The organism is Streptomyces sp. NPDC059499, from assembly GCF_042749285.1.
GTDB lineage: Bacteria > Actinomycetota > Actinomycetes > Streptomycetales > Streptomycetaceae > Streptomyces.
Genome location: NZ_JBHYTT010000001.1, coordinates 918,347 through 942,795, shown reverse-complemented (window position 1 = coordinate 942,795; position 24,449 = coordinate 918,347). Strand labels below are relative to the sequence as shown.

Annotated in this window: 23 protein-coding genes; 14 read left to right on the top strand and 9 right to left on the bottom strand. The window is 71.7% G+C overall.

Going from position 1 to position 24,449, the window contains the following annotated elements:
• Window positions 1-21 precede the first annotated feature (21 nt).
• Window positions 22-1,131, bottom strand: coding sequence for a citrate synthase 2 (locus ACFW9O_RS04445; protein WP_351165317.1), 1,110 nt, complete (start codon window positions 1,129-1,131; stop codon window positions 22-24).
• Between the two features lie 259 nt (window positions 1,132-1,390).
• On the opposite strand from ACFW9O_RS04445, the gene pdxH reads away from it, so the two are divergent.
• Window positions 1,391-2,017, top strand: a complete 627-nt coding sequence (gene pdxH, locus ACFW9O_RS04440; protein WP_384604858.1) for a pyridoxamine 5'-phosphate oxidase — start codon at window positions 1,391-1,393, stop codon at window positions 2,015-2,017.
• 383 nt (window positions 2,018-2,400) lie between these two features.
• The gene (locus ACFW9O_RS04435; protein WP_384604855.1) at window positions 2,401-3,816 is read left to right on the top strand and encodes a PAS domain-containing protein; all 1,416 of its coding nucleotides are present in this window, start codon (window positions 2,401-2,403) and stop codon (window positions 3,814-3,816) included.
• Window positions 3,817-3,850: 34 nt separating this feature from the next.
• On the opposite strand, the gene ACFW9O_RS04430 is transcribed toward ACFW9O_RS04435, so the two are convergent.
• On the bottom strand, window positions 3,851-4,606 hold the full coding sequence (locus ACFW9O_RS04430; protein ID WP_351165310.1) for an SIS domain-containing protein: 756 nt from the start codon (window positions 4,604-4,606) through the stop codon (window positions 3,851-3,853).
• Between the two features lie 188 nt (window positions 4,607-4,794).
• On the opposite strand from ACFW9O_RS04430, the gene ACFW9O_RS04425 reads away from it, so the two are divergent.
• Complete coding sequence (locus ACFW9O_RS04425; RefSeq protein ID WP_384604852.1) at window positions 4,795-5,487, top strand: metal-dependent transcriptional regulator; 693 nt, start codon at window positions 4,795-4,797, stop codon at window positions 5,485-5,487.
• A 659-nt stretch (window positions 5,488-6,146) separates the two neighbouring features.
• Entirely contained in the window at window positions 6,147-7,040 is an 894-nt protein-coding gene (locus tag ACFW9O_RS04420) for an alpha/beta hydrolase (RefSeq protein WP_351165306.1), read from the top strand.
• A gap of 30 nt (window positions 7,041-7,070) precedes the next feature.
• Here the strand turns inward: ACFW9O_RS04420 and ACFW9O_RS04415 are convergent, their stop codons facing one another.
• From ACFW9O_RS04415 to ACFW9O_RS04405, 3 genes are read right to left on the bottom strand one after another with little or no spacing between them, the layout of a single operon-like run.
• Window positions 7,071-8,714, bottom strand: a complete 1,644-nt coding sequence (locus ACFW9O_RS04415; protein ID WP_384604849.1) for a transporter — start codon at window positions 8,712-8,714, stop codon at window positions 7,071-7,073.
• Window positions 8,711-9,547, bottom strand: coding sequence for an ABC transporter ATP-binding protein (locus ACFW9O_RS04410; RefSeq protein WP_384604846.1), 837 nt, complete (start codon window positions 9,545-9,547; stop codon window positions 8,711-8,713). Before ACFW9O_RS04410 ends, ACFW9O_RS04415 begins: the two co-directional genes overlap by 4 nt.
• Before the next feature lie 37 nt (window positions 9,548-9,584).
• Window positions 9,585-10,271 carry a bifunctional DNA primase/polymerase gene (locus ACFW9O_RS04405; protein WP_384604843.1) on the bottom strand — a complete coding sequence of 229 codons (687 nt, stop codon included), beginning with the start codon at window positions 10,269-10,271 and terminating at the stop codon, window positions 9,585-9,587.
• 245 nt (window positions 10,272-10,516) lie between these two features.
• On the opposite strand from ACFW9O_RS04405, the gene ACFW9O_RS04400 reads away from it, so the two are divergent.
• The gene (locus tag ACFW9O_RS04400) at window positions 10,517-11,899 is read left to right on the top strand and encodes a transcriptional regulator (RefSeq protein WP_351165297.1); all 1,383 of its coding nucleotides are present in this window, start codon (window positions 10,517-10,519) and stop codon (window positions 11,897-11,899) included.
• Window positions 11,900-12,059: 160 nt separating this feature from the next.
• Window positions 12,060-13,511 carry a hypothetical protein gene (locus ACFW9O_RS04395; protein ID WP_384604840.1) on the top strand — a complete coding sequence of 484 codons (1,452 nt, stop codon included), beginning with the start codon at window positions 12,060-12,062 and terminating at the stop codon, window positions 13,509-13,511.
• Between the two features lie 52 nt (window positions 13,512-13,563).
• Here the strand turns inward: ACFW9O_RS04395 and ACFW9O_RS04390 are convergent, their stop codons facing one another.
• Window positions 13,564-14,835 (bottom strand): ABC transporter substrate-binding protein, encoded by a 1,272-nt coding sequence (locus ACFW9O_RS04390; protein WP_384604837.1) that lies wholly within the window; start codon window positions 14,833-14,835, stop codon window positions 13,564-13,566.
• A gap of 174 nt (window positions 14,836-15,009) precedes the next feature.
• Here ACFW9O_RS04390 and ACFW9O_RS04385 point away from each other — a divergent pair, with 174 nt between their 5' ends.
• Together ACFW9O_RS04385 and purU are read left to right on the top strand one after the other, a co-directional pair.
• Window positions 15,010-15,456, top strand: a complete 447-nt coding sequence (locus tag ACFW9O_RS04385) for a hypothetical protein (protein WP_351165569.1) — start codon at window positions 15,010-15,012, stop codon at window positions 15,454-15,456.
• A gap of 28 nt (window positions 15,457-15,484) precedes the next feature.
• A complete protein-coding gene (gene purU, locus ACFW9O_RS04380; RefSeq protein ID WP_351165289.1) occupies window positions 15,485-16,387 on the top strand; it encodes a formyltetrahydrofolate deformylase in 903 nt (300 codons plus the stop codon).
• 27 nt (window positions 16,388-16,414) lie between these two features.
• On the opposite strand, the gene ACFW9O_RS04375 is transcribed toward purU, so the two are convergent.
• Window positions 16,415-17,644, bottom strand: coding sequence for a zf-HC2 domain-containing protein (locus tag ACFW9O_RS04375; protein WP_384604834.1), 1,230 nt, complete (start codon window positions 17,642-17,644; stop codon window positions 16,415-16,417).
• Window positions 17,641-18,228: a sigma-70 family RNA polymerase sigma factor gene (locus tag ACFW9O_RS04370; RefSeq protein ID WP_351165285.1), complete on the bottom strand. Its 588-nt coding sequence runs from the start codon at window positions 18,226-18,228 to the stop codon at window positions 17,641-17,643. The genes ACFW9O_RS04375 and ACFW9O_RS04370 overlap by 4 nt, the downstream gene beginning before the upstream one ends.
• A gap of 297 nt (window positions 18,229-18,525) precedes the next feature.
• Between ACFW9O_RS04370 and ACFW9O_RS04365 the strand changes: the two genes are divergently transcribed.
• The 3 genes from ACFW9O_RS04365 to ACFW9O_RS04355 all read left to right on the top strand — a co-directional run bounded on the left by ACFW9O_RS04365 (window position 18,526) and on the right by ACFW9O_RS04355 (window position 20,514).
• Entirely contained in the window at window positions 18,526-18,900 is a 375-nt protein-coding gene (locus ACFW9O_RS04365; RefSeq protein ID WP_329208474.1) for an STAS domain-containing protein, read from the top strand.
• 82 nt (window positions 18,901-18,982) lie between these two features.
• Window positions 18,983-19,513: an EF-hand domain-containing protein gene (locus ACFW9O_RS04360; protein WP_351165283.1), complete on the top strand. Its 531-nt coding sequence runs from the start codon at window positions 18,983-18,985 to the stop codon at window positions 19,511-19,513.
• A 539-nt stretch (window positions 19,514-20,052) separates the two neighbouring features.
• Entirely contained in the window at window positions 20,053-20,514 is a 462-nt protein-coding gene (locus ACFW9O_RS04355) for an ATP-binding protein (RefSeq protein ID WP_384604830.1), read from the top strand.
• Window positions 20,515-20,529: 15 nt separating this feature from the next.
• On the opposite strand, the gene ACFW9O_RS04350 is transcribed toward ACFW9O_RS04355, so the two are convergent.
• Window positions 20,530-21,525, bottom strand: coding sequence for a GlxA family transcriptional regulator (locus ACFW9O_RS04350; protein ID WP_384604827.1), 996 nt, complete (start codon window positions 21,523-21,525; stop codon window positions 20,530-20,532).
• Window positions 21,526-21,584: 59 nt separating this feature from the next.
• Here ACFW9O_RS04350 and ACFW9O_RS04345 point away from each other — a divergent pair, with 59 nt between their 5' ends.
• The 3 genes from ACFW9O_RS04345 (at window position 21,585) to ACFW9O_RS04335 (ending at window position 24,379) form a co-directional block, all read left to right on the top strand.
• Window positions 21,585-22,001: a DUF2809 domain-containing protein gene (locus ACFW9O_RS04345; protein WP_384604824.1), complete on the top strand. Its 417-nt coding sequence runs from the start codon at window positions 21,585-21,587 to the stop codon at window positions 21,999-22,001.
• 82 nt (window positions 22,002-22,083) lie between these two features.
• The gene (locus ACFW9O_RS04340) at window positions 22,084-23,421 is read left to right on the top strand and encodes an MFS transporter (protein WP_384604822.1); all 1,338 of its coding nucleotides are present in this window, start codon (window positions 22,084-22,086) and stop codon (window positions 23,419-23,421) included.
• 85 nt (window positions 23,422-23,506) lie between these two features.
• On the top strand, window positions 23,507-24,379 hold the full coding sequence (locus ACFW9O_RS04335; RefSeq protein ID WP_384604819.1) for a hypothetical protein: 873 nt from the start codon (window positions 23,507-23,509) through the stop codon (window positions 24,377-24,379).
• Window positions 24,380-24,449: the final 70 nt, after the last annotated feature.

The following is a 24,449-nucleotide window of genomic DNA, read 5'->3' as shown; positions in this document are numbered from 1 at the left end:
CCGACGGCGGTTCCGGTGCCGTCAGTTCCCCAGGTCCGCGAGCTGCTCGTACCCCGGGATCTCCCGCGGGTTGCGCGAACCCGGGCCGACGTACGTCGCCGAGGGGCGCACCAGCCGGCCCGTCCGCTTCTGCTCCAGGATGTGCGCCGACCAGCCCGCCGTACGGGCGCAGCTGAACATCGACGTGAACATGTGCGCCGGGACCTCCGCGAAGTCCAGCACGATCGCCGCCCAGAACTCGACGTTCGTCGCCAGCACCCGGTCCGGGCGCCTGGCGTGCAGCTCCTCCAGGGCGGCCTTCTCCAGCGCCTCCGCCACCTCGAAGCGCGGCGCCGCCAGCTCCCGGGCCGTACGCCGCAGGACGCGGGCCCGCGGGTCCTCGGCGCGGTAGACGCGGTGGCCGAAGCCCATCAGCCGTTCGCCCTTGTCCAGGGCCTGCTTCACGTACGCCGTGGCGTCTCCGGTCCGCTCGATCTCCTCGATCATGCCGAGGACCCGGGAGGGGGCACCACCGTGCAGCGGACCCGACATCGCGCCCACCGCACCCGACAGCGCTGCCGACACGTCGGCGCCGGTGGACGCGATGACACGGGCGGTGAACGTCGAGGCGTTCATGCCGTGCTCGGCCGCCGAGGTCCAGTAGGCGTCGACCGCCTTCACGTGCTTGGGGTCCGGCTCTCCGCGCCAGCGGATCATGAACCGCTCCACCACGGACTGCGCCTTGTCGATCTCGCTCTGCGGAACCATCGGCAGTCCCTGACCGCGCGCCGACTGGGCCACGTACGACAGGGCCATCACGGCGGCCCGCGCCAGGTCGTTGCGCGCGGTCTCCTCGTCGATGTCGAGCAGTGGTTTGAGCCCCCACACGGGCGCCAGCATGGCGAGCGCGGACTGCACGTCGACACGGATGTCGCCGGAGTGCACGGGGATCGGGAACGGTTCGGCGGGCGGCAGGCCGGGGTTGAACGCCCCGTCGACCAGCAGACCCCAGACGTTGCCGAACGACACATGGCCGACGAGGTCCTCGATGTCGACGCCGCGGTAGCGGAGCGATCCGCCTTCCTTGTCGGGCTCGGCGATCTCCGTCTCGAACGCGACGACTCCTTCAAGTCCGGGTACGAAGTCGGACATCGGGCGGCTCCCTCGGCTCGGCGGCTGGCTGCGGGCCACAGAGGCCCGCTCTCGATACTGGCGGGTACCCACGTTGCGGGGAAGGGTGACATCCGGCACAGCCATCGGCCGGTCCGGTGGGCTGTCGCGCCCCCTCCCGGCCGGGTACACCCGCCCGCTGCGGCAGGATGGCCCCGTGCCCACAGCTGATGCCACTCCGTCTTCCGCTTCCGCCTCCTCTCGCGCCTCTGCCTCCGATTGCACCACCGATCCGGCCGCGATGCGCGAGCAGTACCGCTCCGAGGACTTCACCGAGAAGGACCTCGCCGCCGATCCGATGGACCAGTTCGCCCGGTGGTTCCGCCAGGTCGCCGGGGGCGGCGCACTCCACGAGCCGAACGCGATGGTGGTCTCCACGGCCACGCCCGAGGGGCGGCCGTCCTCCCGCACGGTGCTGCTGAAGCACTACGACGACCGCGGTTTCGTCTTCTTCACCAATTACGGCTCCCGCAAGGGCCGGGAGCTGACCGCGAACCACTACGTCTCGCTGCTCTTCCCCTGGCACCCGCTGGCCCGCCAGGTCATCGTCACCGGCACCGCGGTCCGCGTCGGCCGCGAGGAGACGGTCGGCTACTTCCGCACCCGCCCGCACGGCTCCCAGCTCGGCGCCTGGGCGAGCGAGCAGTCCACGGTGATCGGCTCCCGCGAGGAGCTGGTGAGGCGCTACGAGGAGCTGGCCGCCCGCTACCCGGAGGGCGAGAAGGTCCCGGCACCCCCGCAGTGGGGCGGTTTCCGCGTCGTACCGGACACGATCGAGTTCTGGCAGGGGCGCGAGAACCGGCTGCACGACCGGCTGCGGTACGTACGCGAGGGCGAGAGCTGGACCGTGGAGCGGCTCTGCCCGTAGGACCCGGGGCGGCCCACCGGACCCCGGACACGCAGAAACCCGCAGGCTCTGGTCCCTCCTTGCGGAGGAGCCGGCCGGACTTACCGGCGAGCCTGCGGGTCGGTGACTGCTTGGGTTTCGGCAGACAGCCTGCCGAGGTGCACTGTGTGCGACGACGGGCTGTCAGCCCGCAGCCACCTCACGAATCCGATAAGACTGCACTTTTCGGATCACCTCCTTTCGACGTGTGACCACAGCCTAGGAACCCCTCCCGGGAGACACAAGCCATTTATCGGGGATCGGATGGCCGCCGGATTTCGCGGAAGTGGCTGTGCGGTGGCTCACGTTCGAGTTCAATGGTCTGACGTGCGGCAATGCGGAACACGTCCTGCGGGGGGTACGGAGTGAGTGCTTCCAGGAGCAGTGGAACCACCGACGCGCTCGGACCCGACGAGGACCCCGAGCCGGACCCCGGGCTCGAGCCCCGCACGGGTGCGATTCCCGGGTCCCAGCTGCTCGCCGCGCTGCTCGACGGGATGGACGCCGCACTCTGCGCGTTCGACGCGCACGGCACGATCACCCACTGGAACCGTGAGGCCGAGCGCATCCTCGGCTGGTCCGCCGGGGAAGCCGTGGGACGGAGCGGTTTCGCCGGATGGGCGGTGCGCAGCGCGGACGCGGGGGACGTGCAGGGGCGGCTGATGTCCGCCATGGACGCCCCCGGCCGGCAGGTGCACGAGTTCGCGCTGCTGCGCAAGGACGGCGGCCGGGTGCTCGTACGGACACAGTCCTCCGGGGTGCGCGGCGACGGCGGGAAGCCGGCCGGGGTGTACTGCGCGTTCAGCGAGGTGCACGCGCAGATCGATCTGGAGCGGTCCATCGCGCTGAGCGAGGCGCTGTTCGAGGACGCGTCCTGGGGTGTCGTCCTCGTCGATGTCGATCTGCGGCCGACCGTTGTCAACTCCTACGCCGCGCGGGCGCTCGGAGGCGGGCGTACGGCGCTGCTGGGACGTCCGCTGGGCGAGCTGGTCGTCCAAGGGGTGGAGGACCTGGAGGGCGCACTGCAGCACGTGCTCGCCGAAGGGGCGCCGCCCGCGCCCGCGGAGCTGTGGGTGACGCTCAGGACGGCCGAGGGCGACCGGAGGCGCTGCTGGCGCAGCGGGTTCCTGCGGCTGGCGTCGCCCCTCGCCGAGGAACCCGTCCCGCTGGGGGTCGGCTGGCTGTTCCGGGACGTGACGGCGGCGAAGCTCGCGGAGCAGGAGGCGGACCGGGTGCGCTTCCGGTCGAACCAGCTGCACCGGGCGGCCCGCCAGGCGGCCGAGTGCGAGGACCCCATGGAGGCGGCGACCTCCTCGCTGGACTACGCCCTGGCCGGGTTCGCCGACCACGTGGTGGTCGATCTCCTGGCGGGGAAGCGGCTGGTGCGGGCCGCGGCGACGCCGGCCGACGCGCCGGGCCCGTGCCTGCCGGTGTCGGGCGGCTCGATCCCGGCGCGGTACGGGCCGGCGCACCCTGCCCTGCAGGCGGTGGAGCGTACGGGCTCGGTACGGGCCAGCGCGCGGGCCGGGGCGGGCGAGGAGTGGGCGGTGGAGCGGCAGTGGCCGCGCGACTCGGTCCACGCGCTGTGCGCGGTGCTGCGGAGCCGGGGGCGGACGCTGGGTGTGGTGACGTTCCTGCGCTCGGGAAGCCGTAGCGCGTTCGAACGGCCGGACGCGATGTACGCGGAGAGCGTGGCGGTCCGGGTCGCCTCGGCAGTGGACCTCGCCCACCTGACAGCCGGCCCGGACGGCGCGGGTCGTGCCGGCCCGTCCGGCGGCTGAGGACGGAGCCGAGTCGCCCGGTCCGGGGTGCCGCTCAGTGCCGGTAGAAGATCCGGTCCCCGTACTCCCGCATCACGCGCCCGTTCCACTCGTGCCCGCCGTCCACGTTCCCCGACCGCAGAAGCGGCGGCTCGATCCCCCGGGCGACGAGTTCCTCCGCGGCGGTGGCCATCATCGCCTGCATCAGCGCACTGGTGACGACCGTCGACGCGGGCGCGAACGGCGCCTCGATCCCGTCCGTCGTCAGTTCCGCGTCGCCGATCGAGATCTTGCTGTCGAGCACGATGTCGCAGTGGTCCCGCAGGAAGCCCCCCGAGGTGTGCCGCGACCGGGTGCCCGTCGCGTACGCGACCGAGGTGACGCCGATGACCGTCAGTCCGAGCGCCCGGGCGTTCTGCGCCATCTCCACGGGCAGGGCGTTGCGCCCGGACAGGGAGATGATCACGAGGAGGTCGCCGGACGTCGCGGGGCTGGAGTCGAGCACGGCGCCCGCGAGACCGTCCACCCGCTCCAGCGCGGAGCCGAGCGTGGCCGGCATGACGTCGACGCCGACGGTGCCGGGGACGGCCAGCAGGTTCATCAGGGCGAATCCGCCCGCCCGGTAGACGACGTCCTGCGCGGCGAGTGAGGAGTGTCCCGCTCCGAAGGCGAAGAGCCGCCCGCCCGCCGCGACCGTGTCGGCGATCGCGGCACCGGCGGCCGCGATGGCGGCGGACTCCTCGTCGCGCACCCGCTCCAACAGGCCGATCGCTGCGTCGAAGAACTGACCGGCGAGCTTGTTGTCGCTCATCGAGGAGGCCTTTCCTACGGGGTGGGGTGTCCGTGCCGCGGATCACGTTGCGGTCTGGACCACTGGGCTGTCAATACCGCTCCGTGGCACCGGCTGTCGCCGCGGCGGCACGGTTGTCGGTCCTATGCGTCAGAATTGGTGCAGGGCCATCGCACGACGACTTCATGTCACAGCATCGAGGGGCACGTATGTCCGGACTGATCGATACAACGGAGATGTATCTCCGCACCATCCTCGAGCTCGAAGAGGAAGGCGTGGTCCCGATGCGCGCCCGGATCGCGGAGCGGCTGGACCAGAGCGGTCCGACGGTCAGCCAGACGGTGGCGCGCATGGAGCGGGACGGGCTCGTCCAGGTCGCGGGCGACCGCCACCTGGAACTGACCGACGAGGGGCGCCGCCTCGCGACGCGCGTGATGCGCAAGCACCGGCTCGCCGAGTGTCTGCTCGTCGACGTGATCGGCCTGGAGTGGGAGCAGGTCCACGCCGAGGCCTGTCGCTGGGAGCACGTGATGAGTGAGGCCGTGGAGCGCCGGGTGCTGGAGCTGCTGCGGCACCCGACGGAGTCTCCGTACGGGAACCCGATCCCGGGCCTGGAGGAGCTGGGCGAGCAGGCGGAGGCCGATCCGTTCCTGGACGAGGGCATGGTGAGCCTCTCCGAGCTCGACCCGGGTGCGGAGGGCAAGACCGTGGTGGTGCGCCGGATCGGTGAGCCGATCCAGACGGACGCCCAGCTGATGTACACGCTGCGACGGGCGGGCGTGCAGCCCGGCTCGGTGGTCAGCGTGACGGAGTCGCCCGGCGGTGTGCTGGTCGGTTCCAGCGGTGAGGCGGCGGAGCTGAACTCCGAGGTCGCCTCGCACGTCTTCGTGGCCAAGCGCTAGGCCCGGCGAAGGCTTCGCCGGGGTCCCTCGGGGCCTCGGCGGGTACGGCCGCGGCGGCCTTGCGATTGCAGTCGCGGATGCAGATGCACGTGCAGAAGTGGACCAGTAAAGCCCGCTTTCTGTTTTCCGTCCGGAATCGCAGCGCCCGGGCGAATCGCGTGCCAGGCTGTGGCCAGGCATATGACCTGAGGGTGTCGGCAGAGCCTGCCGCGCGGTCGGGGAGGGAGCAGGGAATGCGCCCGTCGTACTGGCATGTGCACCGGGAGGTGGCTGCCGCGCTCCCGGACGCCCTGACGGCCGGACGGCACGGGTGGCGTGCCCCGATGGCTCCGTGTGGGCGTGGACCGATGGCTCCCTGTGAGCGCGGACCGATCTGTTCCGGAACAGTGGAAGGCCCCGGCGCCCGAGGGCGCCGGGGCCGGTCCTCCCCTGCGCTGACCTGGAGCCCCGAGCTCTCAAGGTCAGTCCCCGCGGACCCCTGTCCCCGAGCGGTCCGCTTCCCGCAGAAGGTCTCCCCGCAGCGGCGGGCGTCAATCCTGGAGGGCTGTCACTCGAACGTGGGGTGTTACGAGTCGGAACCCGATTTTCGAATAAAGGTTCGATAGTCTGGCGGAGGCGACCACACGGTGATCGAGGACCAGAAGGGGGTGCCAGAACCTATGGTGCGGCGCATTGATGTGACCGGATCCGACGGCGTACGCCTAGCCGCCTGGGATTTCGCCAATCCGCCCAAAGGGCGTGCGGAGGCCGAGCGCGCCCCCGGGATCTTATTGCTCCACGGCCTGATGGGACGTGCCACGCACTGGGCCTCCACCGCCCGCTGGCTCTCCGAGCGGCACCGGCCCGTCGGCCTCGACCAGCGCGGGCACGGCCGCAGCGAGAAGCCGGCCGAGGGCCCGTACACCCGTGACGCGTACGTCGCCGACGCCGAGGCGGCGATCGAACAGCTCGGTCTCGCGCCCGTCACCCTCATCGGACATTCGATGGGCGCCCTCACCGCGTGGCAGCTCGCGGCCAAGCGCCCCGACCTGGTCAAGGCCCTGATCATCTGCGACATGCGGGCCTCCGCACTCGGAGCCGCCTCGCAACGTGAATGGGAGGACTGGTTCGACGCGTGGCCCGTCCCCTTCGCGACCCTCGCCGACGTACGGAAGTGGTTCGGTGAGGACGATCCCTGGGTGGAGCGGCCCAACCCGTCCCGCGGTGAGTTCTTCGCCGAGGTGATGGCCGAGCGGTCCGACGGCTGGCGCCCCGTCTTCTCCCGCCGCCAGATGCTCCGGTCCCGGGCGACCTGGGTCTACGACGCCCACTGGGAGGAGCTGGCGCAGGTCCAGTGCCCCGCCCTGGTGCTGCGCGGCCTCGACGGCGAGCTCGGCCGGGCCGAGGCCCAGGAAATGGTCCGCGTCCTGCCGCGCGGGCAGTACGCGGAGGTGGCCGATGCCGGCCACCTCGTCCACTACGACCAGCCGGAGGGCTGGCGCACGGCGGTGGAACCGTTCCTGGAGCAGCTCGCCGAGGACTTCCGGGACGACAGGGAACATGTCAGCCCCTGACGTCCCACCGCTCCGGGCGGGCCCGGCCCCTCAGCCCTTGCTGACCGCCGTCAGGATCTCCGGGAGCCGGTCCGCCGCACGGGGCGCGGCCAGCCGTACCCCCAGCCACCCGATGAACGCGCCGTACACCGTGCCCACCGGCAGCACCAGCCACAGCCACTCCTGCAGCCCGGCCGTGTGCAGCCAGATCGTCAGCCCGATCACGGGCCCGCAGAGCAGACCGGCCGTCACCATCCCGCCGAGGATGGAGATCCAGGCCAGCCCTCCCTGCCCCGGCGCCACGTTCTTGAACGCGCCGTCCTGCGGGATCGAGTACGGGAACAGCACCGAGGCCATGGCACCCGTCGCCAGCATCCCGCCCAACAGGGCGAACGACAGCCCCAGACCCGCCGGCAGCGTCGCCCAGTCCCCGAGCACCGCCGCGTTCACGACGGTCACCAGAGCCGTGTACGGCAGGGTGATCAGCAGCAGCGCCAGCGCCCGCGCCCGCAGTTCGAGGTAGGCGTCCCGGGTCGAGGAGATCGTCTGCGCCACCATCCAGAAGGCGGAGGTGTCCTGCCCGAACTGGTTGTACATCTGCATGCCGAGCATGCCCGCCGCGAAGGACGCGAGGTAGACCGAGCCGGTCCCCTGGACCGCGTTGAGCACCGGCACGATCAGACCGATCGCCAGTGCCGTCACCCAGGTCGCCTTCGTCTTCGGGTCCCGCGCGATGTACCGCAGACTCCGCTCCATCACCGTCCCCGTACGCCCCTCGGGAAGCAGCGCGAAGAGCCCGGAGCGGCCGGCTTTGGACCGCTTGGAAGCCGGCTCGGCGGCGGCGATCGTGGAACCGTCCGGTGAGGTCATCAGCTTCACCAGGCTCCGCTGCCACAGCCACCCCAGCGCACCCAGGGCGAGCACGGAGAGCAGCAGTTGCGCGACAGCCGTCCCGTACGCCCCCTCGGACGCGGACCCCACCGCGCCGAGTGCCGAGGCCGGCGGCAGCCAGCGCACCACGTCCGCGAGCGGTTCGAGCGAGGACAGCCCGCCGGCCCGGCCCAGACGCTGCGCACCGAAGTTGACGAACTGGATGCCCACCCCGATCACCAGCCCGCTGAGCACCGCGAGATCGCGGCCCTTGCGGGAGGTCAGCAACCGGATGTTCGCCGTCGCGACGGACCGGGCCAGCGCCACGCAGACCAGCAGCATCAGCGGTACGGCGACGACCGCCGTCACCACGGCGGCGGCGCCCCGTGCCACGGCGATCACCGAGCCGAGGGCCAGGGCGAGCGTGAAGAGCGGCCCGATGCCGATCAGTGAGGCCACGAGCAGCGCCCCGATCAGCGGGCGGGGCCGCAGCGGAAGCATGACCAGCCTGCTCGGGTCGAGAGTCTCGTCACCGCTCGGGAAGAACAGCGGCATCACCGCCCAGCCGAGCGCCACCACCGCGGTCATCAGCACCACGAGGGTCGTCGCCTGGGCGTGGCCGCGCAGCGCGACCAGTCCGATCACCTGGCCCACCGCGAGCAGCACGGTGACGACCAGGGACGCGACATAGGCGGCCCGCCGCCCGGACGACTGGCGCAGGCCGTTGCGCAGCAGCGTCAACTTGAGTCGTACGAAGACGGGTACGAGGCCGTGGCCCCCGACGGCCTGGACGGCGGACCCCACGGGTGCGTCGAGCACGGTCATCGGGTACCGCCCAGCCAGTCCAGGGACTCCCCGGTGTTCCGGCTGCCCGCGCCGACCAGTTCGAGGAACGCGTCCTGCAGCGAGGGCGCGTCGCCGCGCACCTCGGCCAGCGTGCCGTGGGCCCGGATCCGGCCCGCCGCCATGACGGCCACCCAGTCGCAGAGCGACTCGACGAGCTCCATCACATGGCTGGAGAAGACGACGGTCGCGCCGGAGCGCGTGTAGCGCTCCAGCACCCCGCGGATGGTCTGCGCCGACACCGGGTCGACGCCCTCGAACGGCTCGTCGAGGAAGAGGACTTCGGGGTTGTGCAGCAGCGCGGCCGCCAGACCGATCTTCTTGCGCATCCCGGTCGAGTAGTCCACGACCAGCTTGTGCTGGGCACCCGCCAGATCGAGCACGTCGAGCAGCTGGGTGGCCCGCTTGTCGACCTCGGCGCCCGGCAGGCCGCGCAACCGCCCCGTGTACGCGAGGAGTTCGCGCCCCGAGAGCCGCTCGAAGAGCCGCAGCCCCTCCGGGAGCACCCCGATCCGGGCCTTCACCGCGACCGGATCCCGCCAGACGTCGTGCCCGCCGACCTCGATCCTCCCCATGTCCGGCCTGAGCAGCCCGGTCACCATCGAGAGCGTCGTGGTCTTGCCCGCACCGTTGGGGCCCACCAGGCCGACGAACTTGCCTGCGGGCAGCTCCAGATCGATCCCGGCGACCGCGATCTGTTCGCCGAAACGCTTCCACAGCCCCTGCACCCGCACAGCGGGGGCACCCACCAACGCGTCAGAGATGTCCGCGTTGTCCGTCACGGTTCCGCTGTCCGCGTCCGCCTGCTCCGGCATGGCACTGCCTTTCGGTATCCCCGCTCCTGGGGACACCCTACGAAAGGCGCGTCCGGGCGTCGGCGGCCTCCCGTGCACAGGCGTAGGCGAGTGGGCTGATGAGCTCCGCGACGTCGGGCAGCCACCGGTTGGTGTGGGTCGGGCGGCGGGCCCACTGCACGGCACCGCGCCCGCCGACACGGGTCGGCGGCCCGGCCACGTAGTGGCCCTCGCCCCGGCCCACGAGGTCGATCGCCGCGGCGTCCCAGCCCAGGTGACCCACGAGCTCGGGTGCCTTGGCGGCGGCGCCGGGCAGCACGAAGAACAGCATGCGGCCGTCGGGGGTACAGGTCACCGGTCCGAGCGTGACGTCCATCCGCTCCATCCGGGCCAGGGCCAGGAACCCGGCGGACTCCGGGACGTCGAGTGCGTCGAAGGCGCGCCCCGTCGGCAGCAGCACCGAGGACTTCGGGTGCTCGGCCCACATCCGGCGTGCGGCCGCGGCGCTGCCGGTGGCCTGCCCGGCCCAGTCGGGCCGGGTGGGATGGGCGCCGGGGGAGGGGCAGGCGGTGTCGCCGCACGAGCAGCGTTCCATCCCCTTCACCGCTTCGAGCCAGGTGCCGGGAAACACGTCCCAGTGCCGCTCCTCCGCGTACCGTGCTGCGGCGTCGAGCAGCTGTTCACCTCGCTGTTGGGGGACCTGTGCGGCTTCCGTCACTCCGATGGGCTCTTCCACGAAGAACACAACTACCGCCGCCACCTGGGGTTACGGGCGTGGCGCGGTGGGACACGGCGGATCGATCCTGCATATGGGGCGCACGGATGCATGGACGGGGGCGCGCGTGAGGCAGTGCACCGATGTGCGGGTAACCACTGCAGGACTGTGCCAACTCGCTACTGCTCGTACCCAATGCAGATGAATATGCGCATTTCTTGTGTATGTGCCGGGCAGTGATCCCTTCATTGATCACTGCGGTCTCAGGGGGAAAAATGGCAGCCAGGCCTCTCGTCGCCCGTCAGCCGAACGAACGGCTCCAGACGCTCATCCAGGAAGCCGCCTGTTCCAACGCGGGCCTCGCGCGCCGCGTCAACATGGTCGGGACGGAGCGCGGACTCGACCTCCGCTACGACAAGACCTCCGTGGCCCGCTGGCTGCGCGGGCAGCAACCCCGTGGCAGGGCGCCGGGAATCATCGCCGAGGCGCTCGGCCGCAAGCTCGGCCGTACGGTCACGATCGACGAGATCGGCATGGCCAACGGCAAGAACCTGGCCTCCGGCGTCGGCCTGCAGTTCGCGCCCACCGTGCTCGGTGCGATCGAGCAGGTCTGCGAGCTGTGGCGCAGCGACGTGGGGCGCCGCGACATGCTGTCCGGATCGGCCGTGGCCGCCTCGGCGCTGGTCGAGCCCAGCCGCGACTGGCTGATCACGGGTGCCGACCCCCAGGTGGGGCGGACGGCGGGGGCCCGGGTGGGCATGGCGGACGTGGCGGCGGTCCGGGCGATGACGACCGCGCTCGTCGACCTCGACCACCGTTTCGGCAGCGGACATGTGCGGCCCGTCCTCGTGCACTACCTCAACAGCGTGGTTTCGGGGCTCCTTTCGGGGGCGTACCGCGAGTCCGTCGGCCGGGAGCTGTTCGGGGCGGCCGCCCGGCTCACCGAACTCGCCGGGTACATGGCGGTCGACACCGGCCAGCCGGGGCTGGCCCAGCGGTACTACATCCAGGCGCTGCGCCTCGCCCAGGCCGCGGGCGACCGGGCGTACGGCGGCTATGTGCTGGCCGCGTCGATGAGTCATCTCGCGGCCCAGCTCGGCAATCCGCGCGAGATCGCCCAGCTGGCACGGGCGGCGCAGGAGGGGGCGCGGGGCCGGGTGACGCCGCGTGCCGAGGCGATGTTCCACGCGGCGGAGGCCCGGGGGCACGCGCTGATGGGGGACGCCCGCACCTGCCAGGTGGTGGCGGGCCGGGCGTTGACGGCGCTGGAGCAGGCGGACCCCGGCACCGGCGACGACCCGTCCTGGATCGCCCACTTCGACGCGGCCTACCTCGCCGACGAGTTGGCGCACTGCCACCGCGACCTCGGGCAGGCGGAGCCGGCCGCCCGCAGGGCGAAGGAGGCTCTCGCGGCTCTCCCCGCGTCCCGTACCCGCCGCCGGGGGATCGGGCTGGTGCTGCTGGCCACCGCGCAGGTGCAGCAGCGCGAGGTGGAGCAGGCGTGCCACACGGGGCTGCGGGCGATGGAGCTCCTGGGCACCGTGCGCTCCAGCCGGGGTGCGGAATATCTCGATGACCTCAAGCAGCGGCTCCTGCCGTACGGGGAGACTCCCGCGGTCCGGGAGTTCGGCGCCCGGATGGAGCTTCAGGCCGCCTGAGCTGCCGATTCTTCGAGTCGGCCATGAACAGCGCCGGAGGCGCGCTGCGTGTTACCGGCTGTGTGAAGGGGTGGTGAGCGCTCCTGGGCGCTTGGCGTGGGGCGGCAGCCACCCGATAGCGTGAGCCGACGATTCCATAGGTTCACACGTAGGAGTCCCGGTGACGCAGAGCGGACAGGGTGACGAACGGCAGCTCCCTGCTGTACGGCCCGCGCACGAAGGTGTCGTGCTGCCCGCGGAGGGCGGTGCCCCCTGGACCGCGGGAGGGCCCGCAGGAGGCCCGGCGGCCGACCCGGTCGCGCCCGCGGGCGGGCAGCCGTGGGGCCAGCCCTGGGGGCCGCAGGACGCGCACCAGGACGGCCCGGTCCCCGGGCAGCTCCCGCCGGAGCAGCACCAGCCGGGCGCGTACGCACCGCAGCACGGGCAGTACCAGCCCCAGCAGCAGTACGCCGCCCCGCAGGACCCGTACGCGCACCGGCAGGACCTGTACCAGCAGCCGTACGCCCAGCCCCTCCCGCCGGAGGCCGTACCGGGAGCGGGCGGGGACGCGGACGCCACGCAGTACATCGCGCCCGTCCCCGGGGGACCCGGTCCCGGCGGTCTGCCGCCCGAGCGTCCCGCCGAGTCCACCCAGTACCTGGGACAGACGTCCCAGCCCGCCCAGGCGGGCGACGCGGACGCGACCCAGTACATACCGCCGGTTCCCGGCGGAGCTCCGTACGGCATACGGCCCGGGGCCCCGGGCGACCGCCAGCCGCCCGCGGAGTTCGACAGCCTGTTCCGCAGCGAGGAGCCCGCGGGCGCCACGCAGCAGATGCCCCGCTTCGACGCCGGGCAGCAGCAGCCGCGTCACCAGCAGCCCGGCCGGCCCTACCAGGGCGCGCACGGGCAGCCGCAGCCGCCGCAGGCCCAGCAGCCTTTCCAGCCGGGCGTGCAGGGCCCGCAGGAGCCGCCGGAGCACCAGAGACGCGGAGGGCAGGGCGGACGGTCCTCACACATCAAGCTGATCGCCGCGGTCGTCGTCGGCTGTGCCGTCATCGGGCTCGGTGCGGGAGCGCTGATGAGCGGTGGCGACGAGGACGGCAAGGACGACAAGCAGCCGGTGGCCGCGCAGAGTTCACCCGCCGCCGGGGATCCGACCGCGAAGGCGGCCGACCCGGCGGAGCCGCAGGCCCAGGCGCTGGACAAGCTGCTCGCCGACAGCAACAACAGCCGTGCGGCGGTGATCGGCGCGGTGGAGAAGATCAAGAGCTGCCGGGCACTGGACCAGGCGGCCGCCGACCTCAAGGGCGCCGCTGCGCAGCGGCGCGATCTGGTGACCCGGCTCGAGGGGCTCTCCGTCGACCAGCTGCCGGCCAACGCGGAGCTGAAGTCCTCGCTGACGAAGGCCTGGCAGGCGTCCGCGGAGGCCGATGACCACTACGCCGCCTGGGCAGGCCAGGCGAAGAACAAGAAGGTCTGCAAGGGCGGCAGCGCCAGGTCGACCGACGAGAAGGCCAAGGCCGACGCGTCCAGCGGCGAGGCCACTCTCGCTAAGCGCGAGGCCTCGGGTCTGTGGAACACCATCGCTCAGAAGTACGGCCTGACCAAGCGCGCCCCCACCCAGCTCTGACGGGCGGTACCTAGGCCCCCGGCTCCTCGGCCGGGGGCACGTCGGCCGTGCGTCAGAACCTCCGTCGCGCGTCCATCAGGGTCTCCGTGACGTCCACGAAGCCCTTCTTCTGGGCGACCAGCCGTCCTTCGCGTACCACCTGGAACGTCACCTGCCTGTTGACGATGCGCGGATACCCGGGCGAGCCGATCGTGTCCGCCCAGCGCCAGCGCAGGACCGGTGTCAGGCCGCCGGTGTCCACTTCGGCGCCCCGGTTGAGGGCGACCGCCAGGCTGCTCGCCGTGATCTCCGGCCGGTCCATCGCCTCGATGACCTTCCTGAGCGCGGTGTACGCGATCCACGTCGTCTGCACACCGGTGTCCTCGGGGTCGATCCGGTTGTCGCCGAAGGCGTACTTCTCGATCACGCCCCGCATCTCGTCCCAGCGGCCGTCGCCCGAGTCCGGGTACCAGCCGGTGACGTACGCGCCCTCGAAGGGGCTGTTCCGGCCGCCCGTACGGTCGATGAGCGGCTGCCCGATGCTGCCGAGCACGGAGGAGATGCGGACCTCGCTGTCCTCCGGCTCGAGGCGGCGGAACGAGTCGAAGAACGTCTCCGTGCGCTTGCCCAGCACCGCGGTCACACAGCCGTCGCCCGCCTGCTGGAGAGCCTTGGACGCCTGCGAGTCGTACGACGTGGCCCCCTCGGGAGCCCTGATGTCGTAGGACGCGGGCCGGTCGGCTTTGGTGAGGCTCGAGTCGAGGAGCGAGGGCATGCCGTCACCGACCAGTGAGTCGGGCCGTACGAGCGACACCTTGTCGCACGTGGCCGCCAGCTGCTGCCCGTTGCCCGCGAGCAGGGCCGACTGGCCGCCGTTGACCGGGTAGGAGAGATAGCTGACGAACTCGTCGGCCGAGGCGCCGTAACCGCCGATGTACGGGATCCCGGCGGCCTCCAGGGGAGCCAGGAAGGACCGGCCGTACCTGCTGTACGAACCGACGACCGCGGCCACGTTCTCGTCGACCGCTCGACGGGCGCACTTCGCCGCGCCGCGCGAGGTGTCGTCCTCGTTGCAGGTGATCACCCGCAGCTCGTGCCCGTCGATCCCGCCCTGCTCGTCGATCCAGCGGCCGTAGGTCCTCGCCATGGCCGGCATGCCCGCCATGTTCACCGAGTCGGCCCCGGTCGTGTCGGGGGCCCAGGTCATGACGGTGACGGGCTCCCTGGAGCCCCCCGAGACTCCAGGGATCACCCCGCAGCCGGATATCAGCAGCGCCCCTGCCGCCGCCGTACACGTGAGGATTTTGTAGGGGCGGGGGGAGGTGGGGCGTCGCCATCCGGTCATGTGCATGAACTTTTCCGCGCCCGGGGTAACGCCGCAGTGTGCTCCGTTCAACGCTCGGTGACGTCAAGGTGAATTGCGGGGGGCAGTGTGCACACGGGCGAAGGGAACGTACGATCGACAACCGTGCAGCAAGGTTCGGAGAACACCTCCCGTCGCGGCCGTCGCTCCTCCACCATGGGCGACATGCCGCTCAACGACATGCCGTGGTGGCGCTGGCGCTGCAATGTGCGCTCGGCGCTGCACATGCTCTCCGACCCCGTCTTCCACCACGAGTGCTGGCTGGCCGGCCGGGAGGGGTACGGCGACGTCACCGACGCCGTGTACCGCCTGGTCGAGGACACCTGGCTGGACAACTGGTCCGCCGAGAAGTACGTCGGGACGATCTTCCGCGACTCGGCCGAGGCCGCCCTCGTGGACGTCGCCGCGCTGCGGGTGCTGCGCATCATGCACCAGGTCGGCGCGGACGCTCCCGTCTCCGTCTACCTGGAGCACCAGGGCTGGCCCGACGCCGTCGCGGCAGCTCGCGAAGCCCATGTGATGCTCGCCACGAACGACGCGGAGGACCCGGACATTCCGCCGCGTTCCCTGGACGTGCTCCGCATCATGACCAGATCGGCCTGACCCGCGAAGGGTGTGGCACCCTACGGGAATGACCGCGCCGCAGCCTGCCGAATCCGTCCCCGCCGCTGCCTCGGACGCCTTTGCCGAGCAGTACGTCCTCACGCTCTCGTGCCCCGACAAACAGGGCATCGTGCACGCCGTGTCGAGCTATCTCTTCATGACCGGCTGCAACATCGAGGACAGCCAGCAGTTCGGCGACCACGACACCGGTCTCTTCTTCATGCGGGTCCACTTCTCCGCGGACGTCACGGTGAACGTGGACAAGCTGCGGGCCAGCTTCGCCGCGATCGGCGACTCGTTCCGGATGGACTGGCAGATACACCGCTCCTCCGACCGCATGCGGGTCGTGCTGATGGTCAGCAAGTTCGGGCACTGCCTCAACGACCTGCTCTTCCGGTCCGGTATCGGGGCGCTTCCGGTCGAGATCGTGGCCGTCGTCTCCAACCACACGGACTTCGCCGAGCTCGTCGCCTCGTACGGCATCCCGTTCCGGCACATCCCCGTGTCCAGGGAGAACAAGGCGGACGCCGAGGCGCAGCTCCTCGAGCTCGTACGCGGTGAGAACGTCGAGCTGGTCGTCCTGGCCCGCTACATGCAGGTGCTCTCCGACGACCTCTGCAAGCAGCTGAGCGGCCGGATCATCAACATCCACCACTCCTTCCTGCCGAGCTTCAAGGGCGCGAAGCCGTACCACCAGGCCCATGCGCGCGGTGTGAAGGTGATCGGTGCGACGGCTCACTACGTGACGGCCGACCTCGACGAGGGGCCGATCATCGAGCAGGAGGTCGAGCGCGTGGGGCACGGCGTCACGCCGGACCAGCTCGTCGCCGTCGGGCGCGACGTGGAGTGCCAGGCGCTGGCACGCGCGGTCAAGTGGCACGCCGAGCGGCGCATCCTGCTCAACGGCCGCCGTACGGTGGTCTTCGCCTAGGGCCTCCCGTTCGGACCGTGCCCCGGTTCACAGCCGGCTGAGGGACGCCGCGGCGAACAGGACGTCGCGGATCGCCTCGCGGTCGCCCTCCTGCCCCGCAGCGGCTTCCACCGGCGGGACATGTCCGGCGACCAGCCGGCAGAACTCCACGCCGTCGAGCGCGACCTGCGCGACCGTGTGGTCGGGGGAGCCGACGGCGGCCGGTGAGTCCAGCGCGATGTACCAGTTGCCACCGCCCCGGCCCTCGACCTCCAGGTGGAGAGAGCGGCCCGGGGATCCCGCCGTGACCAGCTGCCGGGCGGGCGCGGCCAGCCCGGCGCGGCGACGGCCCGCGAGGGTGGCGGGCAGCAGCCGGGCCGCCAGGTCGATCATCCGGTGGAGATGGGCGGCGGCGGGCGGCTCGTACGGGTAGTCCACCGCGTCCGCGATGTCGCCACCGTGCACCCAGCACTCGAAGGCCCTCTCCAGGAGCGAGTCCTGCAGCGGCAGGGCGAAGTCCCCGTACGGAACGGACTGCTCCGCGACACCGCGGCCGGCGAAGGACACCGTACGGATGAGGGTGTGGCTCTGGTCGCGCCAGGGTTCACGGACGGCCCGCGTGAGAGGCCTGAAAGCGGCTGACCAATATGTTTCGGTGCGCTCGGTCGGCGACAGGGGCTTCACACCGGTTCCGAGCGGGTCGTCGAGGCCGAGAGCCGTGGAGACCAGACCGTCCACGGCCATCAGGTGGGCGATCACCCCGGCGACCGTCGTCTTGCGGTTGATCTGGCGCTCGTCCTCGAACCACTTCAGCCGGACCGGCGCATGCCACTCGGAGTCGCCGAAGTCCCGGAGCAGGGCGTCGAGCCTGGCGGTCTCCGCGTCGTAGGCGGCGGCCCAGGCAGGAACCGGGATCTTCGCCGGGCGGCGGCCCAGACAGCCCTCCAGGACCCTCCCCCGGAGCATCGGGTCCAGGTCCAGGCTCACGTCGCTGTGCAGGAGCCCCACGGCGTCGCGCAGCCGCAGAGCCTCCTCCGCGCAGGGGGCGCACGCGGTGAGGTGGTCCTCGACCGCCGCGGTCTCCTCGGCCGAGCAGGCGGACAGGGCCCAGGCACCGAGAAGGGACTTGAGCACCTTGTGGGAGAGGACCGGGGGAGCGGGCTCGGGGGTCATCGACGCGAGGCCCTCGCTGTCGTCCGCGGCAGCCCGTGGTCCGGGTATGCGCCGCGCACCCAGGTTCTCCCCGTCCCGGCCGTTCCCGCCGCCGCCCCCGGTCACAGTGCCCGCCCGTATCCGGGCGGCGAGAAGCCTTCCAGCGGGCGGGTGTTGGCGGTGGAGAGCAGCTGCAGCCCCAGGCGCAGCCGGCGCCGGGCCTCGTCCCCGGTGACACCGAGGTCGGCCGCGGTCTGCCGGTAGTCCCGGCGCTGGATGTACGCGAGCTCCAGCGCGGCGCGCAACGACGCGGGCATCGACGCGACGATGTAGTCGGCGCGGGCCGCGGCGGTGGCCCTGCGCACCCGCTGCTCCAGCTCGTCCGCGGACAGGGCGCCGTCCTCGCCGTCGGAACCGGTCCCGTCGTGCGCCCTGCGGAGCCACTGCACGGAACGGTTGTGGGTCAGGCGCGTCACCCAGGACCTCATCGAGCCCTGTTTGGGGTCGTACGCGTCGGGGTTCTCCCAGACGTAGCCGAACACCTCGCGGGTCACCACGTCCGCGGCGTCCTCGTCGTCGATCATCCGGTGGGCCTGGCTGTGGACGAGCGCCGCGAACCGGTCGTAGAGCTCGCCGAGAGCCGCCGCCTCGCCGCGCGCCAGCCGCTGTTGCATCCGGCGGTCCCAGCGGGGTGGTGCGTCCTTCGCCATCGAGCCCCCAGCCCTGTGCCCCTCGTCACGTCGAATGTAGTGGGCGCCGTCGGCCGGGCACGCACCTTTCCGCCAAGTACGTCCCTCGAGTGGCGCCGGATGATAGGGAATACGTCACGCGTTGCCGTTTCCGGGCAGGGTAAACGGACTTCAAGTGATCATTTCTGGATGAAACCCGCACCGGCCCCGTGAGCAGGCCGGTGTTTCACGGGCGGGGTACGGGGGCAGCCGCGAGGAGGAACGGAAACTTCCGCATCCTCGGGATCCCCAGGAACCAGGAACGAGAGGCCCAGTCGCGTGACGCTGAAGGTGGACGAGACCGAGCAGGGCGAGTGGACCGTGCTGCGGATCCGGGGCGAACTCGATCTGGTGACCTCACCCGTCGTACGTCAGTCCGTCCACGGGGCGGTGGCCGAGGGGCAGCACGACGTGGTCCTCGACCTCTCGGGCGTCCTCTTCTGCGACTCCAGCGGTGTCGGCGTGCTGATCGCCTCCCGCCGCCTGATGAAGTCCTGCGGCGGCCGGCTGCGGCTCATCCTCCCTGCCAGGGGCGCCGAGGACGGCTCGCACGTCAACAAGGTGCTCGGCGCCCTGGGGGTGCGCCGCCTCTTCGAGGTCTACCCCGACGCCGAGGCCGCCACGGACGAGGAATCCCGGCCCCTCACGGCGTGACCTTTCGAGTTAAGACCAGGTTGTAACACCGGCTGGGGGCTTTAGTGACACGTGACGCCGTTCGGCGTCGTACGCTCCCCGCATGGACAGCGCAGAGTACGAGCGCAAGATCGCGCACCGCTTCGCCGCCTTCGACCAGGACGGCAACGGCTACATCGATCGCGCCGATTTCAACGCCGCGGCATCCCGTCTGCTCACCGAATTCGGTACGACGGCACGCTGCGACAAGGGGCAGGCCCTCTATACGGGCGCCGAGGCCTTCTGGCAGGGCATGGCGGGCATCGCCGATGTGGACGGGGACCAGCGTGTCACCCGTGAGGAGTTCGTGGGCGGGGCCGTGAAGCGGCTGCGTGACAACCCCGAGCGCTTCGCGGAGATCGCCCGCCCGTTCCTGCGCGCGGCGATCGCCGTCGCCGACGGCGTGCAGTCCACCGGCTCGACGTCCGCCCCTGTGGCGGCCGTGGAGCGGGCCCTGCGGGTCCTCGGCGCGGAGGACGCGGTCGCGGGCGTCGCCGCCCGGAGTCTGGACGCCGACGGGGACGGCCGGATCGCCGAATCGGACGCGGTCGCCGCGTTCTCCGCGTACTTCACCGTGATCGAGCCGGACGCGTAGGACCTCGCTCAACACGCCCAACCGCACAAGCAGTTCGCGGCGGGCCCGCCGCAACGACCGCGGCGGGCCGGCCGGGGGGCCCGGGCTGGTGGGGGGCGGAGCGGGAGCGTGCGGGCGGCGGAGTGCGGTGTGACGCAGCGCAGCCGATACCGGGTTGTGTCCTGGTGCGACTCGTCACCGGGCGGAGTCGGCCACCCGGCTCGGGTACGCTCCGTTGGATGCGAGTGGTTCTGGAACCAAGGGATCCGGATGCGGCCTGTGCGGCTGTTCCGGGCCGGGAACGGTGCCCTGCTCCTGACCCACGGAGATGTGCCGGGCCTGCCGGGGAGCCAGCTCCCTCGGCGCCGACGCGCTCCTGTTCGACTCTCCGCAGCGTGCGTCGCACAGTATGCACCACGCGTACTCCTTCGCGCTGGAATATGCCCGAAGCGCTTGTTGCGGTGACTGTACGTCAACCATGCTGTCTCGCAGGGGAGTCACGTTCCGTGACCCTGAGGAGGCGCGAGGCGATGTGTCCGCCGGTTCGGATGGTGTGAGCGGTGCAGGTGCTTCAGGTTCAGCTGGAGGTCGGGCCGGATCCCGCAGAGGTGGGGAGGGCCCGCAGATGGGCGCGGTCGCGGCTGGTCGGGTCCGGAATAGAGGACGATGAGCCGCTCGCCGAGACGCTCATCCTGCTGATCTCGGAGCTCGTCACGAACGCGGTGGTCCACACGGGCTGCCCGGCCGTGCTGCGGATGCTGTTCGGCTCCTCGGGATCGAGCGGGACCGTCCGGGTCGAGGTGGCCGACACCAGCTGCCGTCCTCCTCAGCCGCGTCACGCCGAGGGCGAGGACACCAACGGCCGCGGCCTGGAGCTCGTCGACGGCCTGGCGGATCGATGGGGCTGGCTGCCGGAGGGCGCCGGGAAGCGGATCTGGTGCGAGATCGACCGGGGTGGCCCCGTGATGATCCCGGTGATCCAGGAACAGTCGGGCGACCTCGCGCAAGGGGCGCGTCTCTGAGGACGGCGACGGGCTCTAGCGCCTCTGCCCGGGGACCGTCGAGCGGAACGTCCGCCGGTACACCGTCGGTGACACCCCCAGCGCCGCCTGCACATGCTGCCGCAGGGACGTGGCCGTACCGAACCCCGCGTCCCTTGCCACCTGGTCGACCGACAGGTCCGTGGACTCCAGCAACTGCCGTGCCCGCTCGACCCGCTGCTGGGTGAGCCACTGCCCCGGACTGATACCGACCTCCTCACGGAAGCGGCGGGTGAACGTCCGTACGCTCATCGACTCCTGGTGCGCCAGATCGCGGAGCAGGATCGGCTGGTCGAGCCGGCCGAGCGCCCAGGCGCGCGCACCGGTCGTCGTCGCGAACTGTGTCTCGGGGACGGGCCGCTGGATGTACTGGGCCTGGCCTCCGTCGCGGTGCGGGGGGACGACGGTGCGGCGGGCGACGTCGTTGGCGACGGCGCTGCCGTGGTCGCGGCGCACGATGTGCAGGCAGAGGTCGATGCCGGCGGCGACCCCGGCGGAGGTCAGGACGTCGCCGTCGTCGATGAACAGGACGTCCGGATCGACGCGGACGTTCGGGAAGAGCCGCTGGAAATGGTCGGCGGCCGACCAGTGCGTGGTGGCGGGGCGGCCGTCGAGGTACCCGGCGGCGGCCAGGACGTAGCCCCCCGTGCAGATGGAGACCATCCGTGTACCCGGCCTGATGTACGCGAACGCGGCGGCGAGCTCGTCGGTGAGCCTGCCCTCCGAGTACACCGGGCCGAGCTCGTAGGAGGCGGGGACGACGACCGTGTCCGCGGTGGCCAGGGCCTCGGGGCCGTGCTCGACGACGATGCTGAAGTCCGCGTCGGTGGCGACCGGGCCGGGCGCGCGGACGGAGCAGGTCACCACGTCGTACAGCTTCTTGCCCCGGTTGAGGGGCTCGGAGCTCAGTGAACGGCCGAAGATCCGCTGGGGAATGCCCAGTTCGAAGGGGAGCAGCCCGTCCAGGGCGAGCACGACGACGCGGTGCGGCATGCGGATTCCTCTCCCACGGGCTGGCTTGCTGCGACCTTAAGCTGATAGGTCTCCTCGACGTGAAGGAAAAGTCGGCGGGCCCCGCGTTCATTCCCTCGGTGGCCGGTCCCCGGGCGGTGGCGGCTGCGGCGGCCCTCGTGACGGTGGCGGCGGGGCTCGGCGTGCGGTCCGTGGCGGGCGGCGAGTTCGCGAAGTACGCGGGGGACGCGCTGTACACCGTGCTGGTCCACGCCCTCGTCCTGTTCCTGATGCCCCGGGTGCGGCCGCTGACGGCCGCGGGGTCGGCCCTCGCGTTCAGCTGGGCGGTCGAAGCGGCGCAGCTGACGGGGGTGCCGGCGGAGCTGTCCGAACGGAGCACGGTGGCCCGGCTGGTGCTGGGCTCGACGTTCAACGCCCCAGACCTGCTCTGGTACGTGGTGGGAGCGGCCCTGGCGTGGGCCCTGCACACCGCGTACTGGAACAGGTCCGGCGCCTGACCACCGGCCGGTGGCCCGATCCCTGCGAAGGGTGTCTGCCCAGCCACTCGTACGGGGGTCGCGGCCCCCGGATGCTGACTGCGTGACACAGACAACCGAAAGCGCCGCCAGGGACGACGACCGTCGGACCGCTCCCGCCGATGCCCCCCGCCGTTCCTCCCGCCCACGCGTCCACCGGGCGTGGATCGTGGCCGCCGTCACCTTCGTGACGATCATCGGCGGGGCTGCCTTCAACTCCCTGCCCGGCCTCCTCATCGACCCCCTCCACACGGAGTTCGGCTGGTCGCGCGGGGAGATCGGACTCGCCGTCTCGATCGACATGGCGCTGTACGGGCTGACCGCGCCGTTCGCCGCCGCCCTCATGGACCGGTTCGGCATCCGCCGGGTCGTGGTGGTCGCGCTGAGCGCGGTGGCCGCCGGCGCGCTGGCGAGCGTCTGGATGACGGCGTCCTGGCAGCTGATGATCTACTGGGGCCTGCTCGTCGGCCTGGGCACCGGCTCGATGGCCATGGCCTTCTCGGCCACCGTCACCAACCGCTGGTTCGTCGCCCGCCGGGGTCTGGTCACCGGCATCCTCACGGCGGCCGGCGCCTCCGGCCAGCTGGTCTTCCTCCCGCTGTGCGCCTGGATCGTGGACGAGCACGGCTGGCGGCCGGCCTCGGTGACGGTCGCGCTGGCCGCGCTCGTCGTCGTCCCGTTCGTCTGGCTGCTGATGCGGGACCACCCGGCCGACGTGGGCCTCGCCCCGTACGGCGGTTCGTACGTGGAGAAGCCGGCTCCCGCGGTGGGTGCGGCGACCCGTACCGTGCGGGTCCTGCTCGACGCGGCCCGCACGGGGCCGTTCTGGCTGCTGGCCGGCTCGTTCGCGATCTGCGGTGCCTCCACCAACGGCCTGATCCGCACCCACTTCGTGCCCTCGGCCCACGACCACGGCATGGAGATCACCGCGGCGGCCTCGCTGCTGGCGGTCATCGGGATCTTCGACATCATCGGCACGATCTTCAGCGGCTGGCTCACGGACCGCTTCGACGCCCGCAGACTGCTCGCCGTCTACTACGCGCTGCGGGGCATCTCGCTGCTGTTCCTGCCGATGCTGATGGCACCGGTCGTGCACCCTCCGATGATCTTCTTCATCGTCTTCTACGGTCTGGACTGGGTCGCCACGGTTCCGCCGACCCTTGCCCTGTGCCGGGAGCACTACGGCGAGGACAGCGCGATCGTCTTCGGCTGGGTCCTGGCCTCGCACCAGGTGGGCGCCGCTCTGGTCGCGTTCCTGGGGGGCGTCGCACGGGACGTGTTCGGTTCGTACGACGTGGTCTGGATCGCGTCGGGGGCGCTGTGCGCGTCGGCCGCGCTGATGGCGCTGGTGATCCGGCGGAAGCCGGCCGACCGGCCCGGGACTCTTACCGTTCCCGCCTGATCCCCGCCCGGAGGGGGCCGCTACCGTTCGGTTTCTCGGCCGAGGGGTGGGGCGTATGCGGAAAGCGGGTTCTTCCGGGCCGATCGTGCCCGATGGCACGGCGGCGATGCTGGTCTGTGCCGCGCAGTTGGGGGCGCTGCTCACCGGCTGGCTTGCCGTGCAGCTCGGCCGGACCGACGAGTACGGGAGGCCGGCCTACGCGCCGCTCGGGCTCCTGTGTGTGCTCGTGTTCGGTCCGCCGCTGCTTCTGGTCCTCGGGGCGCTGCACACCTTCGTCATGACGACGCCGGTCGCGCTCGCGGCCGACGCGGCCGCCCGCCGCGGGGCCGGCCCCCTGTGGCTGTGGCAGTGCGTGTGCGTCGCCGCGTCGGGCGCCCTGTACGCGGCGGCGATCGCCGCGGCCGGTGCTCCGTACCTGTCCACCTGGGCCTGGATCTCGGCGAGCGGTGCCCTGCCGCTGCTGGGCGTCGCGTGGTTCCGCAGGGCCCAGCAGCGGCGGGGCCGGCCGTACAGCCGGGGCGCTGTGTGGTTCCGGGTGCTGTCCGCCGGGTTCCTGCTCACCGGGACCGTGGTGGTGGCCTGTTGCGTCGCGCTCGCCACCGGGCTCGTCGGCGCGTACGAGGCCCCGCGCCCCGCGGAGGGGGCCATGCGCGGCGTCTGGACGAGCGAGGACGGACGGGCCGAGGTCCGTCTGCGCGGGGGCGGGGGCGCGGAGTTCTCCGGAGTGCCGTACGAGGGCTGGGACCGGGAGGGCCGATGCGACGGCACGGGTACATGGCGGTACGTCCCCAGGGACGGCGCCGTCAGGGGGACGGTCGATTTCGACGTCGCCGGAGAGGACTGTCGGCTCGGTGCGTGGACGGTGGGCGGAACCGCCGAAAGGCCGGAGCTGTACGCCCTGTTCGGCGATCCGGACGCGGGGGACGTCCGGATCCTGGTCAAACAGGCCTCCCCCTGAGGGCCCGTCGGGTGTCCGCGTCCGCCCGATCGGAGGTCGCCCGACAGGCCCGGAGGCGCGTTGCTCCAGC

Coding starts and splice junctions, on each gene's coding strand:
- ACFW9O_RS04445 (WP_351165317.1), bottom strand. CDS start 1,131: ATGTCCGACTTCGTACCCGGACTTGAAGGAGTCGTCGCGTTCGAGACG.
- pdxH (WP_384604858.1), top strand. CDS start 1,391: ATGCGCGAGCAGTACCGCTCCGAGGACTTCACCGAGAAGGACCTCGCC.
- ACFW9O_RS04430 (WP_351165310.1), bottom strand. CDS start 4,606: ATGAGCGACAACAAGCTCGCCGGTCAGTTCTTCGACGCAGCGATCGGC.
- ACFW9O_RS04425 (WP_384604852.1), top strand. CDS start 4,795: ATGTCCGGACTGATCGATACAACGGAGATGTATCTCCGCACCATCCTC.
- ACFW9O_RS04420 (WP_351165306.1), top strand. CDS start 6,147: ATGGTGCGGCGCATTGATGTGACCGGATCCGACGGCGTACGCCTAGCC.
- ACFW9O_RS04415 (WP_384604849.1), bottom strand. CDS start 8,714: ATGACCGTGCTCGACGCACCCGTGGGGTCCGCCGTCCAGGCCGTCGGG.
- ACFW9O_RS04410 (WP_384604846.1), bottom strand. CDS start 9,547: ATGCCGGAGCAGGCGGACGCGGACAGCGGAACCGTGACGGACAACGCG.
- ACFW9O_RS04400 (WP_351165297.1), top strand. CDS start 10,517: ATGGCAGCCAGGCCTCTCGTCGCCCGTCAGCCGAACGAACGGCTCCAG.
- ACFW9O_RS04390 (WP_384604837.1), bottom strand. CDS start 14,835: ATGACCGGATGGCGACGCCCCACCTCCCCCCGCCCCTACAAAATCCTC.
- ACFW9O_RS04385 (WP_351165569.1), top strand. CDS start 15,010: ATGGGCGACATGCCGCTCAACGACATGCCGTGGTGGCGCTGGCGCTGC.
- purU (WP_351165289.1), top strand. CDS start 15,485: ATGACCGCGCCGCAGCCTGCCGAATCCGTCCCCGCCGCTGCCTCGGAC.
- ACFW9O_RS04370 (WP_351165285.1), bottom strand. CDS start 18,228: ATGGCGAAGGACGCACCACCCCGCTGGGACCGCCGGATGCAACAGCGG.
- ACFW9O_RS04360 (WP_351165283.1), top strand. CDS start 18,983: ATGGACAGCGCAGAGTACGAGCGCAAGATCGCGCACCGCTTCGCCGCC.
- ACFW9O_RS04350 (WP_384604827.1), bottom strand. CDS start 21,525: ATGCCGCACCGCGTCGTCGTGCTCGCCCTGGACGGGCTGCTCCCCTTC.